Genomic DNA, 13,827 nt, shown 5'->3' on the forward strand with positions numbered 1-13,827 from the left:
TTACCGATCCGTTGGCTTTTCGTTTGTTGGTATCAGGCATTTGCAAATTACAATGCGCGGTCGTCAGGGGGTAATGCGATAAAACCTTCCTTGCCAAGCCCCCGGGCAGGGCGCATAGTTAGCGTGGATATGCCGGTTATAAAGCGGGCTCCGGCGAATGTATTAGCGTGCTTCCGCCCGACGGACGAGGCAGCGCAGATGTTGGAAACCTCAATCCATCCCCGGGATCTACCCCTGTTTTCGGACGATCTGGATCGTCTGGAGAAGGTGCTGGATATCGTCTGCAAGGATCGCGGCATCGATCATCGCGGCCCGGAAGCTGAGCGTCTCGGCGCGCTGATCATCCAACTTTATCGCCAGGGCGTGAAGGAAGACGCGAAGCTTGTCGCGCTTGCTCGAGCCTATCTCTGACATTTTCGTCATTTTAGCGATAACTATCTAATCGATTTAAGCGGATTTCACATAGCTGCAATGATGCATTGTGCCTATTCGAATCTCATTTGCCGCCCTATATTTGCTGCATCGCACAAATAGAGTCGCATTGCTCGATGCCGACCCCTTGGGGACGGAGTGCGGTCGCCGCCCGCCAAACAAGATCAACAACGGTGGGTGCGGATAATTTGAAAGGTCTAGGATGAATTTCAAGGTTCCGAGCCGGCTGCGCCGTTTGCTCGTCGATTCCGTCGAGTTGCCACAGCTCAAGTTCCCCGTAACGCGGCCGCGCTCGCAGCCGGCACGTCAGCGCGTATCCACGCAGCTCGTGCCGCAGAGCCTGACGGAGGTCCTGTGGTTCGGGCGCAATCCGGGTGACCTACGCATGCTCGAATATGTGCCGCCGGGCGTCGAGGGGCCGATGCCGCTTGTCGTCGTCCTGCATGGCTGTCAGCAGAATGCCGAGGATTTCGATCGTGCCAGCGGCTGGACAGCCTTGGCGCGCAAGCATGGCTTCGCTGTTCTTTATGCCGAGCAGAAGTCGTTCAACAATCCCAATCTCTGTTTCAACTGGTTCCGCCCGAGTTCGGTCACGCGCGATCGCGGCGAACTGGGTTCGATCCGCGAGATGATCGATTTCAGCCGCCGGCTGCACAAGATCGACGACAACAGGATTTTCGTCATGGGCCTTTCGGCCGGTGGCGCGATGGCGTCGGCGCTGCTTGCCACCTATCCGGACTTGTTTGCTGCCGGTGCCATCATCAGTGGCCTGCCTTTTGGTGCGGCACGCGATGCTATGTCGGCGCTGGATGTGATGAGAAGAGGCTCGGCGCGTCCGGCCGAAAAATGGGCCGAACTTGTCCGCGAAGTCTCGCCGGATGCCGTTCGGTTCCCGTCGGTCTCCATCTGGCATGGATCTGACGACGGCACCGTCTCATATGCCAATGCGGAGGCATCGGTGGCGCAGTGGCTGGCGGTGCATGAACGTCCGCAAACGAAAGGCCGGTTGCGCCTGTTCGAAGGCGGCGAGCGGCGCGAATGGCGAGGCGAGCACGGCGACGTGGTGGTGGAACTGGTAACACTCAATGATTTCGGCCACGGCCTGCCGGCTCGATCCATCGTCGCGGGCAAGGAGCCGGCTAATGATACCGAGCGCTTCATCCTGCCGGCCGCCATCTCGGCGCCGGAGCAGCTCGTTCAAAGCTGGAAGCTGGCGTAGCGCCTAGACGATCAAGCTAGATCAGTCTGCGCAAAATCGTCGCCTTTATATAGAAGGCCGCTTCCGCACGCTTTTGCGCAAGCATACGCGAAACAGTCACCAAAATTGAGATCGGCCGGATGGCCGATTGCTTTTCCGTACATCGCAGCTGCGTCCATCGCTCCGTTGCCAACGGTGTTCGTGATGGCAATTTCTGTTGCACCAATTTCAGCAATTAAGTCATCCACCAGCTTGCGAGACTCCTGCAAAATCATAGGGTCTGGTTTCGTACCCGGCCCGCTGCGCTTGTGAACGGCAGCCCGCGCAATGCCCAGCATCGCTTCGAAACGGACGAGCGGAGACACTGCACAGGCATTTTCGACATGCGCGAGCCTTTTAGCGAGCTCCTGCCAGCCGGGTTCCTGGTTGAGGATTGCGACAATGACCGATGCGTCTATGAACATCAGACGTCGTCCCACATTTCATCCGTAAATGCCTTGAAGTCGAAATCTGGATTGGGCAGGCTGAGTTTCGTAGCTTCCGCCTGAATCTTGGCAATACGATCGCGAAGCGGTACGGCGTCTCGCAGCCGATCGATTTCATGACGAAGCGCGGAACGTACCGCTTCAGTCTTGGTGCGAGCCTTGCTCAACGTCTGCAGTTCAACTGCGAGTGCGTCGATATCGTCGTCTCTTATATAGAGGGGCATCTGCATATCCCAGAATGAATATTCGAATATATTTTAACGAATATTCACTTGCGTGGCAATGTTCCGGATATCAATCGTCGTTGGTGGCATTCAGGTTTTCTGGCCGGGTGCCGCCATCCTCCGCCCAGTGCTTGAAGCGGATGCCGGCGCCGCCGTTTCCGTCGCTGCCATTGGCAAGGAACAGGACGCCATGAGCTTCGAGAACCGAGCGCACGGCGACAAGCGACTTGGCGTCCGCCGAACTGACATCCGTTTCCAGCGTTTTGATCGTTGCCAGGGGCAGCTTGCTTTCGGCCGCAAGCGCCTCCGATGTGAGGCCGAGCATGGCGCGTGCGCCGCGGAGTTGCGCTGATGTGATCATGATTGAAATTTAGCGCAAAACCTCGAAAATCGGAACTGATTTCGAATGGAATTCACCTTCAAACTGAAATGGGATGGCGATTTTCGAGCATCCTTCAGGAGGCGCTGCGCAACATGATTCTTTCCGGTCTCCTCAGCGGCGCAGGAGCGCGGTAGCCGAGCAGTTCGAAATAGATTTCCTCCGTCGCGTCGGCCATGCCGGCGAGCGTATAGCCATCCTTGCGCTGGCGGGCCTCGGCGGTGAAGTTCCGCAGCAATTTCGGGTCGGCAAAACGCCGCATCGTCATCGCCAGTTCTGAAGGGTCGTCGCTATTGGCAATGATATAGCCGTTACGGCCGGGCTCAATCACCGTGCGCGCTCCGCCGACATCGCTCAAAAGCAACGGCTTGCCGCCGGCTGCGGCCTCCAGCATGACATAGGACATGGCCTCGTAGCGGCTGGGCATGACGACGACGTCGAAGGCGTCGATGGCGGCAGCGCCGGGGATCGCATCGTCAAGATGGGCGCGGTCCTCAAGGCCGGCGGCCTTGATCATGTCCTTGACCGTGTCGGCCAGTTCGCCGACCCCGATCATCAGCAGATGCGCCCGAGGCAATTCCTTAGCGATACGGGCAAAAGCCTGAATAAGCCGTTCCGGTGCCTTCTGCCGCGTCAGTCGACCGACGAAACCGAAGAGCAGGGCGTCCTGCGGTATGCCGTAGCGTACGCGGATGGCGGCGCGTTGCCCTGATGGCGGCGCACTGACGCCATTGACGACGATGCGCAGGCGGGCCTCCGGAATACCCAGCGACCGCGCGTGATCATATTCATCGCGGGACACGCAGATCAGGCGGTCGGACAGCCGGCTGCCGAGCAGACGCTCGATGCCGCCATAGATCGTCCGGCCTTTGGAGTCGAGTGTCGGGTCCATAGTCCGAAAGGCGTGCGGTGTGTAGATGACCGGGACATGCGGCCCCGGCAGTCGCAACCGTGTCAGCGCGCCCGCCTTGGAGCTGTGGCCATGGATCAGGTGGAATGGCCCATACCGCGCAGCGATCCGGCGAATGTTCCACCACGCGGTGAGATCCCACGGCCCCGGCGCGCGCCGCATGGCGAGCGGAATGACGCTGTCGAGGCCCATGCCCTCCAGTTCGGCGACGAAGGCGGCTTCGGCACGCAGCGGCGAATAGACCGCCGTCACCGAATGGCCCCGGTGCTGCATGGCGCGGCAGAGATCGAGGAAATGGCGGCCGGAGCCGCCGCCGCTCGGTTCGAGGACTTGCAGCAACGACAGGCGTTTGACGGCGACATTGATGTTCACGGCGCCGCTTCCCTTCGGGTCAAGCCACGCTGATGATGTTGCTCCAGCGCCCCGCAGCCCCAGACGATACCGATCAGCATGTAGAGATGGCGCCAATGGTCGGTATCGATGACGTTGCCGATACCCACATGGCCGAGAATGACGATCCAGGCGATCATCACGTAAGGCTGCCAGGGCCGCTCCTTCAAAAGGTTGCGGAAGCCGATATAGATGGTCCAGCAGATCATGCTGACCCAGCAGAAGAAGCCGAGCCAGCCATAGGTGGTCAGCGTCTTCAGCCAGATATTGTGCTCGTCCTCGCGAAAGAGGGTGGAGAACACCAGCGGCCCGATACCGAGCGGCCTTTCCATCGACATCATGAAGCCGAGGCGATGCCGCTCGAAGCGGCCGAGATGTCCGCCGTCATAATCCTGCACGAGCTGCGTGCGCGTCGAGAACAGGTCGCTGACCTGATGGAATTGCAGTGCGACAATCAGCACGACGACCATGAGAACAATTGCCGTCAGCGACATCACGAGGATGCGCAACCGAAAGGCGTTGCTGCGATGCTTCAGCAACATGCAGAAGATCAGCATTACCGAGGCAAAGGCGAACAGCGCCCAGGCGGCACGCGAGAAGGAGAGAAAGATGCCGAAGGCCAGGACGATCAGGCATAGCGCCTTGATCGGCGCCTTCTTGAGATCGCCGATCAATATGCCATGCATGAGAAAGATGGTCGGTGTCACCAGATAGGGACCGAAGACGTTCGGATCCTGAAATGCGCCCATGGCGCGGTCGTAGCGCGTGAAAATCCCGAAGCCGGGGACAGCGTGGAAATAGCCGAGTATGCCAAGGCTCGCCGTGATCAGCGCGGCAACGACCCAGGTGTTGAAGATCAACTTCAGCCGTTTTTCGCTGTCCTCGATGATCGCGGCGTAGAAGACGGCGCTCAGCGCCAGGAAGGTGGAGACGGCGATATAGACCGGACCGTCGAGATGGTCGCTGGCGCCGAGATCGCGCATCTGCGTCAGCGACAGCATGCCGCCGACATTGAAGGCCAGGAAGAGAGCCAGCAGCGGCGCGGTGCTGCGCGAGATCTTCAGCCCGAGGATGAACCAGGTGCCGATGAGAAAGGCGAGCCACAGCTCATAGGGCGCGGGCTCGGCGATGACGAAACCCGACAGGAACACCCCGAAGGCGACGCAGGCCGTGCCGATCAGCCGAAGCGTGGCAAGCTGCGGCCGGTCGACGCGCGGGAAGGGGAGATCGATCGCGGTCAATAGGCGTTTTCCGTGTTCAGAAGACGGAAGGGCGTCAGGAACAGGATCTTCAGATCGAAGAACAGCGACCAGTTCTCGATGTAATAGAGGTCATAGGCCGTGCGGAACTTGATCTTGTCGTCGCTGTCGATCTCGCCGCGCCAGCCGTTGATCTGCGCCCAGCCGGTGACGCCGGGCTTGACGCGATGGCGGGCGAAATAACCCTCGACCACATCGGCATAGGTGCGGTTATGGCTCGCCGCCAGCACGGCATGCGGACGCGGGCCGACGAGCGACAGGTTGCCGAGCAGCACATTGAAGAGCTGCGGCAGCTCATCGACCGAGGTCTTGCGGATGAAGCGGCCGACCGGCGTGACGCGGGGGTCGTTCTTGGTGACGGCGTTGCGGGCCGTCGGGTCGCTCATATGCGTGTACATCGAGCGGAACTTGAGGACCTTGATGATCTCGTTGTTGAAGCCGTGACGCTTCTGCATGAAGAAGACCGGCCCCTTCGAGGTCGTCTTCACCGCGATCGCTGCGGCAAGCATGACCGGCCAGAGCAGGGACAGCGCGAGCAGGCTGAAGAAGACATCGAAGATGCGCTTGGCGACGCCATCCCAATCGCGGATCGGCTTGTTGAAGATGTCGAGCATCGGCACCGCGCCGACATGCGAATAGGCGCGCGGGCGGAAGCGCAGCTTGTTGGCATGCGCCGCCAGGCGGATATCGGCGGGCAGCACCCAGAGCATCTTCAGGAGCTGCAGAATACGGTCTTCGGCGCTCATCGGCAGCGCGATGATCAGCATGTCGACCCGGGTCAGCCGGGCAAATTCGACCAGCTCGGGGACAGTGCCGAGTTTCGGATAGCCGGCCACCATCACCGGCGACCGCTTCTCGCCACGATCGTCGAAGATGCCGCAGATGCGGATATCGTTATCGGGTTGATGCTCGAGCGCGCGGATCAGTTCCTTGGCCGGCTCGCCGCCGCCGACGATGACGGCGCGCCGCTCCATGATGCCGTTGCGAGCCCAGTGGCGGATGCCATAGGCGAACATCAGGCGCGCGCCGACAAGGAAAATCGCGCCGGCGACAAACCAGGTGGTGAGAAGGCGGACAGAATAGACGCCATCGACATGGAACGGCACGAGGGCAATGGCGACCACCGCGAACGCCGCCACCCATGGCAGCAGGATGCGCTGCAGGAAGCGGTGCGGCAGGCGTAGCATCGGGATTTGATAGGCGTCAGCCACCTGCAGAAAGATGATGGTGAGCGTGCTGAGCGAGATCGTTACCGTTGTCTTCGCCAGAAAGGAATGATCGCCCGGTGCTGTCAGGAAGAAGAGAACCGCAAGTCCGACGACGAGCAGCCACAGGAATTCGAAGAGCCGATACTGGCCGATGATGATCGCCGGTGTCTGGTTGCCTTCGCGAAATTGCTCGGCGATCTGGCGGGCATAGGCATTGATGTCGCCGGACAGATTCTCGCCGCCCTTTTCCTCGGCGCTGCGGGCGCGGATTTCCGAAACCTGCTTGCGAATATGGTCCAAGTCAAATTGCTTGGACTTCTCGATGGGGTTCATGGCAGTTCATCCGATCGTTACCGGATATCGCCTAGCAGGTATGAGCTAAGAAACGCTTACAACACTCGCTTGTATTCTAACGTTCGGCGCCTGGCTCAAGTATATTGTAATATAGGTTGACAGTATCCCTTGCCATGATCGAGGCTGAAAACGCCGAGCGGATTGTGCCGATATCGGGCATGATGCGGCGAGCCCAGTCCGGTTCGGTGATGGCCTCGGCCATCACGCGCGAAAGATCGTCTGTATCGTCGGGAACCACGAGCGCCGCGCTATCCTCACCAAGTGCTTCGGGAATACCGCCGACGCGCGAGGCGATCACGGTTTTCTCCGCCGCAAGCGCCTCCAGCACGATATAGGGCATGGCTTCGGCGCGCGAGGGGACGACGACGGCCTGCGACAGGGCAAAGGCGTCCTGCACGCGCATGGCAGGCAACAGGCCGATGCGCTGGCCGAGACCGCGCTCGATCATCATCGTCCGGTATTTGTCCCTGTCCGGCCCGTCACCGATCATCAGCGCGGAGAGGGGGCGTCCGATCCGCCGTTCGGTCTTGGCGAAGGCCTCCACAAACAGATCGGGACCTTTGAGGTCCCGCAGCATGCCGATATAGACGAAATGGACCGCGTCCGATCGCGTGGGGACGGTCCTGAAGTCACTATCGCTGATGCCGTTATAAATCAGGGCGGTGCGCGTCCGCGGCTTGCCGATCTTGTGCTCGTAACTTCGGCGTTCGAAATCGCAGATGAAGATCAGCCCGTCGGTCAGGAATTCCAGCAGCCGCTCCAGGCTATGGACCAGAATGCCCTGCGGCGAGGTGCGCGAGAAATGCAGGCTGCCGCCATGCGCTGTGTAGACGCGGGCTACGCGATACTTCTTCACCCGCAAGACTGAGCCGATGATGCGTGCAAGCAGGCCGCCCTTGGCGCCATGCCCATGCAGCACATCCGGCCGCAAACTTTTGATTGTCTTATAGCTTTTCCAGAGCGTCGTAATATCCGACAGGCTGATGTGACGCCGGATCGGTAGGCGCGTCACGCCAAGCGCAAGAAAGGGCTGGACATCGTCGAACAACCGGTCCTCATGCGCCCCGCCGGTCAGGCTGTCGCAGAGAATGCCGACTTGATGTCCCGCCTTGCTCTGTTCCTCCGCCAGATCGCGGATATGGCGGAAGACCCCGCCGACCGGTGACCTGAAGCAATGGAGGATGCGGAGCGGTTTTGTCATGATCGTGAACGGTCAGAACAGCCGTTCGCGGACATAGATCGTATCGCCCGCCAGCACCGGATCCGAGATGCCGACCCGACCTGTCATGACATGACCGTTGATCTTGCGGGTCACGTCGGCATTGGCCTGGTTGGCGCGACTGCTGAAGCCGCCGGCAACCGCGATGGCGTTCTGGATCGTCATGCCTGGGACGTAGGAATACTGGCCGGGCTGGCCGACTTCGCCCATGATGTAGACCGAGCGGTAGCGGTCGATGTCGATGGTGACATCGGGGTCGCGGATGTAGCCCTGGCGAAGTTTCTGGGCGATCTGGCCGGAAAGCTGCTGCAGCGTGCGGCCGCGGGCAGGGACCTGGCCGATCAGCGGGAAGGAGATGTAGCCGGCCTGGTCGACCGTATAGGTGTTGGTCAGGCCTTCCTGATCGAAGACGGTCACGCGCAGGCGATCGCCGCTATCCAGCATATAGGGCTGGATCGTCGCTTCACTGAAGGCTTTCGGCGCAGGCTGATAGGTGTTGCAGCCGCTGAGCGCGGCGCTCACGGCTGCCATGCCGAGTGCCAGGACAATCTTTGGCTTTGCGAAGGACATTTCGCGCTCACGGACGAGGAAAATCACTGTCGTCGTTATCGATCCGTTAGGGTTAACGGTCGGTAAAGAGCGAAGAAAAATTCATGTCATTCATTAGAGGTGTCGAAAATAATACTCGAAAATACTATTAACGCTTGGGTTACTATAGTCGTTTACATTTAATCTTGGCTTTATATTATGGAGTTCTTGTATATGCCCGGCATCAACAGCAGCCAGCAGGATGTTGATATTGATCTGGCGCTGCTCTTTCGCGCTGTATGGCAGCGACGGCTGCGGGTCATCGCCATCACGCTCGCCGGCGCTTGCCTGGCGTTTGCCGTCGCCAAGGTCGTTTCCCCGGAATATCGCAGCGAAACCCGCATTCTGATCGAGCAGCGCGCGCCGGCATTCGCGACGACGACTCAGAACAATGACGCCGGCTCGGCTCCCTTGCTGGACGAGCTCAATATCGCCAGCCAGGTGCAGATCCTGCAGTCGGCCGATCTCGTCAAGCAGGTGATCACCAAACTGAAGCTCTATGAGCACCCGGAATTCGATGCGGCGACAAGAAGCTCCGCCTTCTCCGACATTCTGGTCATGCTGCACCTCAAGAAGAGCTCGCTCGACAAGGCGCCGGAAGAGCGGATGCTCGATGCTTTTACCAACCGGTTGCAGGTCTATCAGATCAACAGTTCCCGCGTCATCGGTGTCAGCTTCACCTCCCGCGATCCGGATCTGGCGGCCAGCGTTCCCAACGCCATGGCGCAGATCTATTTGTCGATGCAGAGCGGCGCCAAGCTCGATTCCAACAGCGAGGCGACGCGCTGGCTGGAGCCGGAGATCACCAATCTGCGCGAGAAGGTCAGCGAGGCCGAAAAGAAGGTCGCTGATTACCGCTCCGCCAACGGCCTCCTGCAGACCAGCGACACCAATACGTTCGCGACGCAGCAGCTTGCCGATATTTCCGGTCAATTGGCGCAGGTGCGCGGCGAAAGGGCCAATGCCGAGGCACGCGCCCAGGCCGTGCGCGGCGCGCTCGCCTCCGGCCGTTCCATCGATACGCTGACCGATGTCTCGGGCTCGCTGACTATCCAGCGGCTGAAGGCAACGGAGTCCGGCCTGGAATCGCAGATCTCGGATCTGTCCACCAGCTTGATGGAAGGGCACCCCCGGTTGAAGAGCCTGCGTGCCCAGCTGACCGATATCCGTCAGCAGATCGACCGCGAGACCCAGAAGATCCTTGCCAGCATCGAGAACGAAGCCAAGGTCGCGCAGCTGCGCGAACAGCAGCTCGTGGCGCAGTCGAACACATTGAAGGCCGATAGCGCCCGGGCAGGGCAGGATGAAGTCGGCCTCAACGCGCTGGTACGTGAAGCGACCGCGCAACGGCAATTGCTGGAAACCTATCTTGCCCGCTATCGGGAGGCCGCCTCCCGCGTCAACAAGAATTCAAGTCCGGCGGATGCCCGCGTTGTCTCCCAGGCCGTCGAGCCGGTCGATCCTTATTTTCCGAAGGTTGGGCCAATCGTCGTCGTCGCCGCACTCGCCTCCTTTCTCCTGACCTGCATCGTCATCATGCTGATGGAGCTCTTCAGTGGCCGCGCCCTGCGTCCGGTCGGCCCGGCTGAGCGCGAGACCGCTGCTCGTCCGCTAACCGCGGCCAACGTGCATCAGGGGCCTGTGCCTGCAAGCATGCTTTCCGTCGCCGTCGATCCGGTATTGGCGCGCGAGATGGAAGAGGCGGTCGATCTTGGACATATGCCGCAAGAGGCAGCGGAAGACGAGGAGGATTTCTCCATCCAGTCGGTCGCCGATTATCTGATCGGACGCGACTCTCGCCTTGCTATCTCCATATCTCCGACCGGCGACAATGGTTCCACGGCAACCGTGATGCTGGCCCGCACCATTGCCGATGCCGGATGCCGCATCGTGCTGGTCGATATGACGGGAACCGGCTGCCCGTCGCGGCTGATGGCCGAATCCGACGATCTTTCAGGGGTGACGGATCTACTCTGCGGAGAGGCCGCTTTTGCCGACACCATTCACCCGGATCGCCTGTCCGACGCGCATCTTGTGCCGCAGGGCACCAGTGACGTCGGTCGCGCGATGCGCGGCGCCGACCGTCTGTCGCTCATCCTCGATGCGCTCGGTTCGGCCTATGATATTGTTCTGGTCGAATGCGGTGCCGCCGACGTCTCCGGCGTCGCGCGTCTGACACGCAGCAAGGATACGGAAATCCTGCTCTCCATGCCGGAGCCCGACGAAGACCAGTTCATGGCGGCGATGACGGAGTTCCAGAAGGCTGGCTATGAGCACATCATCCTGATGTCCGGCTGGCGTGCCGAGCGTGGCGCCGACGCTCGTCAGTATGCGGCCTAATCAATCCTTGTCGGTTTCTTCCGTCGAAGGGGTGTTGACGCGTTGCCGCGCGCGCCGTCGCTGGATCAGGCCATAGAGTTGCGGACTGGCCTTGATGGCTGCTTTGGCGCGGGTCATGCCTCTTTGTGCGAAAGCAGCGACATGGCCGACCGCGGAGATCGGCAGGATCAGGTCGTGCTGCACGGTCTCCATGGGACACCACGAGCGCTTGTAGCCCTGGTCGCCGATGCCGAAGTCGAAGAGGGCAACATCCTCGCGATGCAACCGCTCGATCATCAGCCAGAACAGCAGTTCGCCGGGGCTCGCCTCCGGAACCAGCGTCTCATCGATCGAGGCGAACTGGCAGATGACGTGATCGCCCTTCCGCGATAGTGCGGCGATCGCCGGGATATGCCCCTCATGCTCGCCCTTAAGCCGTAGCGCGTGCATCTCCAGCGTGGAATGGGATTCTTCGCCGTCCCGATGCAACAGCAGCCGGTGCAGGGCGGTTCGGGTCGGCGCATCCTGGAATACATCCGGCAGGCCCGCAGTCTTGAAGCGGACCGCTTTCTGCCGGAAGAACAGATCGAGCAGCGCGTCTTGCTGATCAGGCCCCGCGATCACATGCTCATAGCCACCCTTGTCATCGAGGATGCGGCTCTGGTGCTTGAATTTCTTGCGCCGCCGCTTTGCATTCACCTGCCTCAGGGTCGCTTCGAAGGAGCCGAGGAAAGGCAGTTGAAAGGCGTGGTTCTGGTTCTCGACGGCCGGCAGCGAGGCGAGGGGACTTGTGCGACCGCGCCAGGCGAGCGGCACATTGCGCAGCAGCATCAGATCGGCCTTGCCTCGCAACGCCCGCGCGATCTCAGCCCGCTGCAACGCTGTCAGGCCATTGCCGGCGGTTTCCAGAAACTCTGCGGAAAACAGGCCGGTATTGATATTGCTGTGGCGCGCGCCGATGAATTCGGCGCGGCGCACGCCCTTGGAACGAATGATCTCCAGCGGCAGGATAAAGGCGGTGCGCCCATTGACGGAGCCGTGGACGATTGCCAGCGGATGCCCTGAGGTTTCGGCCCAGGCGATGCACCAGTCATAGCTCTGGTGAAGCGATGCGAGATCGTCTCGCCCCAGCGTGCGCCATTCTGTCTCCAGCGGCGCCATGCTGTCGAAAATCTCGATGTCGATGCTGCGACCAGCTGTCGATAGCACGGCAGCGGACACAATATCCCTGTGCGCCGCATTCGTAGCGGGCATGTCAGCGATATCGAGCTTCTGTCTCTGCACCTGATGTCTCCGATCGGACGGCATTCCGGTGCAGTCTTCGCTCAGGCGGCTTATTTTTGATTTAAGGTAGGGTCATGCGAAAGACTTCCCGCTCATCACGGTTATCCCCACGTTAATCCGCGAGCGTTTGGGTGCGCCTCTATCGGGCGCGAGGCCCCGCCATCCACTTGATGATCCCCATCGCCGGCAGTACCCAGATGATGCCGCTCACGAAGAAATAGAGGAAATGGACCCAGCCGGGTTGATCGGCCAGCGTGCGTACCGCCACGATCATCGCCACGATCGCATAGATCACCACCAGCAGGACGAGCAAAATCATCCCTACAAATTTGCGCAGGCGAAGGGGCACGGGTTGGTCTCTCCTCTTACGACGGCATACCGCGACGGCATGCCGCAAACTCCCGGGACTTGTTTTGCACGCCCCCATCAGGCAAATCAACAGGCGCATGAAGGGAGATACTATGGCTGTCGCAAATTTGACGTCGGAACAGGCTGTTTTGAACGAAGTGGCCCGCCAGGACCGCAATCGCCGCGCTATCCGCATCTGGCTCGGTTGCGTGCTTCTGGCGCTTTTTGCCCTCGTGCTGGTTGGCGGCGCGACGCGCCTCACCGAATCCGGCCTGTCGATTACGCAGTGGCAGCCGATCCATGGTGTCATCCCGCCGCTCAATGCACAGGAATGGCAGGAGGAGTTCGACCTTTACAAGCGCATTCCGCAGTTCCAGCTGTTGAACAAGGATATGACGGTCGACGAATTCAAGGGCATCTTCTGGTGGGAGTGGGCACATCGCTTCCTTGCCCGCGCCATGGGCGTCATCTTCGGCGTGCCGCTGCTGTTCTTCGTGCTCACCGGCCGCGTCGAGCGCAAGCTATGGCTGCCGCTTGGCGGTATTTTCCTGCTTGGCGGGCTGCAGGGCGCGATCGGCTGGTGGATGGTCTCGTCCGGCCTGCAAGCGCGGACCGACGTCAGCCAGTATCGCCTCGCCACCCATCTCGTCACCGCCTGTCTGATCTTTGCCTCCTGCATGTGGTTCATGCGCGCGCTGTCGCCGCATTCGAACGAGCCGGCCCCGACGCGTTACTCGGCGAAACTCGCCGGCCTTATTGCCTTCATGTCGCTGTTCCAGATCTATCTCGGCGCGCTGGTTGCCGGCCTCGATGCGGGCATGTCCTACAATACCTGGCCGTTGATGGACGGTGCGGTGGTGCCGGGCGGATTGTTCGTGCAGTCGCCGGGCTGGATCAATTTCTTCGAGAACCCGAAGATGGTGCAATATGTCCATCGACTCGGCGCTTATGCGCTCTTCGCCGTCGTCGCGGTCAATATGATCATCTCGCTGCGCGCGGCGGCGGAGACGACCCATGCCCGCCGCTCGGTCGTGCTGTTCGTGCTGGTGCTGATCCAGGCGATCCTGGGCATTACGACGCTGCTCCTGCAGGTGCCGCTGCATCTGGCACTGACCCACCAGGCCGGCGCGCTGATCGTCTTCGGCTTTGCCATCGCCAACTGGCGCGGTTTTTACGGAGAATATCCGCGCCAGACGGTCATTGCCGTGAGGGACTGAGGCGGATGATCGC

The 13,827-nt window shown here is 60.7% G+C and carries 14 protein-coding genes; 4 read left to right on the top strand and 10 right to left on the bottom strand.

What is annotated here, in order from left to right:
• Positions 1–198 precede the first annotated feature (198 nt).
• Both RRH01S_RS05710 and RRH01S_RS05715 read left to right on the top strand, forming a co-directional pair.
• Positions 199–411, top strand: coding sequence for a hypothetical protein (locus RRH01S_RS05710; protein WP_042470269.1), 213 nt, complete (start codon positions 199–201; stop codon positions 409–411).
• 223 nt (positions 412–634) lie between these two features.
• The gene (locus tag RRH01S_RS05715; RefSeq protein WP_007692758.1) at positions 635–1,651 is read left to right on the top strand and encodes an extracellular catalytic domain type 1 short-chain-length polyhydroxyalkanoate depolymerase; all 1,017 of its coding nucleotides are present in this window, start codon (positions 635–637) and stop codon (positions 1,649–1,651) included.
• Between the two features lie 11 nt (positions 1,652–1,662).
• On the opposite strand, the gene RRH01S_RS05720 is transcribed toward RRH01S_RS05715, so the two are convergent.
• From RRH01S_RS05720 to RRH01S_RS05755, 8 genes are all read right to left on the bottom strand, one after another.
• On the bottom strand, positions 1,663–2,094 hold the full coding sequence (locus tag RRH01S_RS05720; protein ID WP_007692755.1) for a type II toxin-antitoxin system VapC family toxin: 432 nt from the start codon (positions 2,092–2,094) through the stop codon (positions 1,663–1,665).
• Positions 2,094–2,339, bottom strand: a complete 246-nt coding sequence (locus tag RRH01S_RS05725; protein WP_007692751.1) for a type II toxin-antitoxin system VapB family antitoxin — start codon at positions 2,337–2,339, stop codon at positions 2,094–2,096. Before RRH01S_RS05725 ends, RRH01S_RS05720 begins: the two co-directional genes overlap by 1 nt.
• Positions 2,340–2,409: 70 nt before the next feature.
• Entirely contained in the window at positions 2,410–2,700 is a 291-nt protein-coding gene (locus RRH01S_RS05730) for a helix-turn-helix domain-containing protein (protein ID WP_012651218.1), read from the bottom strand.
• Positions 2,701–2,794: 94 nt separating this feature from the next.
• Positions 2,795–4,000: a glycosyltransferase family 4 protein gene (locus RRH01S_RS05735; protein ID WP_007692749.1), complete on the bottom strand. Its 1,206-nt coding sequence runs from the start codon at positions 3,998–4,000 to the stop codon at positions 2,795–2,797.
• Positions 3,997–5,259, bottom strand: coding sequence for an O-antigen ligase family protein (locus RRH01S_RS05740; RefSeq protein ID WP_007692748.1), 1,263 nt, complete (start codon positions 5,257–5,259; stop codon positions 3,997–3,999). Before RRH01S_RS05740 ends, RRH01S_RS05735 begins: the two co-directional genes overlap by 4 nt.
• Positions 5,256–6,818 carry an undecaprenyl-phosphate glucose phosphotransferase gene (locus tag RRH01S_RS05745; RefSeq protein ID WP_007692746.1) on the bottom strand — a complete coding sequence of 521 codons (1,563 nt, stop codon included), beginning with the start codon at positions 6,816–6,818 and terminating at the stop codon, positions 5,256–5,258. Before RRH01S_RS05745 ends, RRH01S_RS05740 begins: the two co-directional genes overlap by 4 nt.
• A 76-nt stretch (positions 6,819–6,894) precedes the next feature.
• The gene (locus tag RRH01S_RS05750) at positions 6,895–8,040 is read right to left on the bottom strand and encodes a glycosyltransferase family 4 protein (RefSeq protein ID WP_007692745.1); all 1,146 of its coding nucleotides are present in this window, start codon (positions 8,038–8,040) and stop codon (positions 6,895–6,897) included.
• Positions 8,041–8,052: 12 nt separating this feature from the next.
• Positions 8,053–8,628 carry a polysaccharide biosynthesis/export family protein gene (locus RRH01S_RS05755; RefSeq protein WP_007692743.1) on the bottom strand — a complete coding sequence of 192 codons (576 nt, stop codon included), beginning with the start codon at positions 8,626–8,628 and terminating at the stop codon, positions 8,053–8,055.
• Positions 8,629–8,820: 192 nt separating this feature from the next.
• Between RRH01S_RS05755 and RRH01S_RS05760 the strand changes: the two genes are divergently transcribed.
• Positions 8,821–10,986, top strand: a complete 2,166-nt coding sequence (locus RRH01S_RS05760) for a GumC family protein (RefSeq protein ID WP_007692741.1) — start codon at positions 8,821–8,823, stop codon at positions 10,984–10,986.
• Here RRH01S_RS05760 and RRH01S_RS05765 read toward each other — a convergent pair whose 3' ends face one another.
• Both RRH01S_RS05765 and RRH01S_RS05770 read right to left on the bottom strand, forming a co-directional pair.
• Positions 10,987–12,249: a GNAT family N-acetyltransferase gene (locus tag RRH01S_RS05765; RefSeq protein ID WP_007692739.1), complete on the bottom strand. Its 1,263-nt coding sequence runs from the start codon at positions 12,247–12,249 to the stop codon at positions 10,987–10,989. It lies immediately after the preceding gene.
• Positions 12,250–12,388: 139 nt separating this feature from the next.
• Positions 12,389–12,598 (bottom strand): DUF2842 domain-containing protein, encoded by a 210-nt coding sequence (locus RRH01S_RS05770; protein WP_007692738.1) that lies wholly within the window; start codon positions 12,596–12,598, stop codon positions 12,389–12,391.
• A gap of 112 nt (positions 12,599–12,710) precedes the next feature.
• Here RRH01S_RS05770 and RRH01S_RS05775 point away from each other — a divergent pair, with 112 nt between their 5' ends.
• Positions 12,711–13,814 carry a COX15/CtaA family protein gene (locus RRH01S_RS05775; protein ID WP_007692736.1) on the top strand — a complete coding sequence of 368 codons (1,104 nt, stop codon included), beginning with the start codon at positions 12,711–12,713 and terminating at the stop codon, positions 13,812–13,814.
• Positions 13,815–13,827 lie beyond the last annotated feature (13 nt).

Origin of the sequence: Rhizobium rhizogenes NBRC 13257 (genome assembly GCF_000696095.1) — a bacterium.
Taxonomy (GTDB): domain Bacteria; phylum Pseudomonadota; class Alphaproteobacteria; order Rhizobiales; family Rhizobiaceae; genus Rhizobium; species Rhizobium rhizogenes.

Bases quoted from the DNA above. Each gene is read 5' to 3' on its own strand.
- RRH01S_RS05710 (WP_042470269.1), top strand. From the start codon at position 199: ATGTTGGAAACCTCAATCCATCCCCGGGATCTACCCCTGTTTTCGGAC.
- RRH01S_RS05715 (WP_007692758.1), top strand. From the start codon at position 635: ATGAATTTCAAGGTTCCGAGCCGGCTGCGCCGTTTGCTCGTCGATTCC.
- RRH01S_RS05720 (WP_007692755.1), bottom strand. From the start codon at position 2,094: ATGTTCATAGACGCATCGGTCATTGTCGCAATCCTCAACCAGGAACCC.
- RRH01S_RS05725 (WP_007692751.1), bottom strand. From the start codon at position 2,339: ATGCCCCTCTATATAAGAGACGACGATATCGACGCACTCGCAGTTGAA.
- RRH01S_RS05730 (WP_012651218.1), bottom strand. From the start codon at position 2,700: ATGATCACATCAGCGCAACTCCGCGGCGCACGCGCCATGCTCGGCCTC.
- RRH01S_RS05745 (WP_007692746.1), bottom strand. From the start codon at position 6,818: ATGAACCCCATCGAGAAGTCCAAGCAATTTGACTTGGACCATATTCGC.
- RRH01S_RS05750 (WP_007692745.1), bottom strand. From the start codon at position 8,040: ATGACAAAACCGCTCCGCATCCTCCATTGCTTCAGGTCACCGGTCGGC.
- RRH01S_RS05755 (WP_007692743.1), bottom strand. From the start codon at position 8,628: ATGTCCTTCGCAAAGCCAAAGATTGTCCTGGCACTCGGCATGGCAGCC.
- RRH01S_RS05760 (WP_007692741.1), top strand. From the start codon at position 8,821: ATGCCCGGCATCAACAGCAGCCAGCAGGATGTTGATATTGATCTGGCG.
- RRH01S_RS05775 (WP_007692736.1), top strand. From the start codon at position 12,711: ATGGCTGTCGCAAATTTGACGTCGGAACAGGCTGTTTTGAACGAAGTG.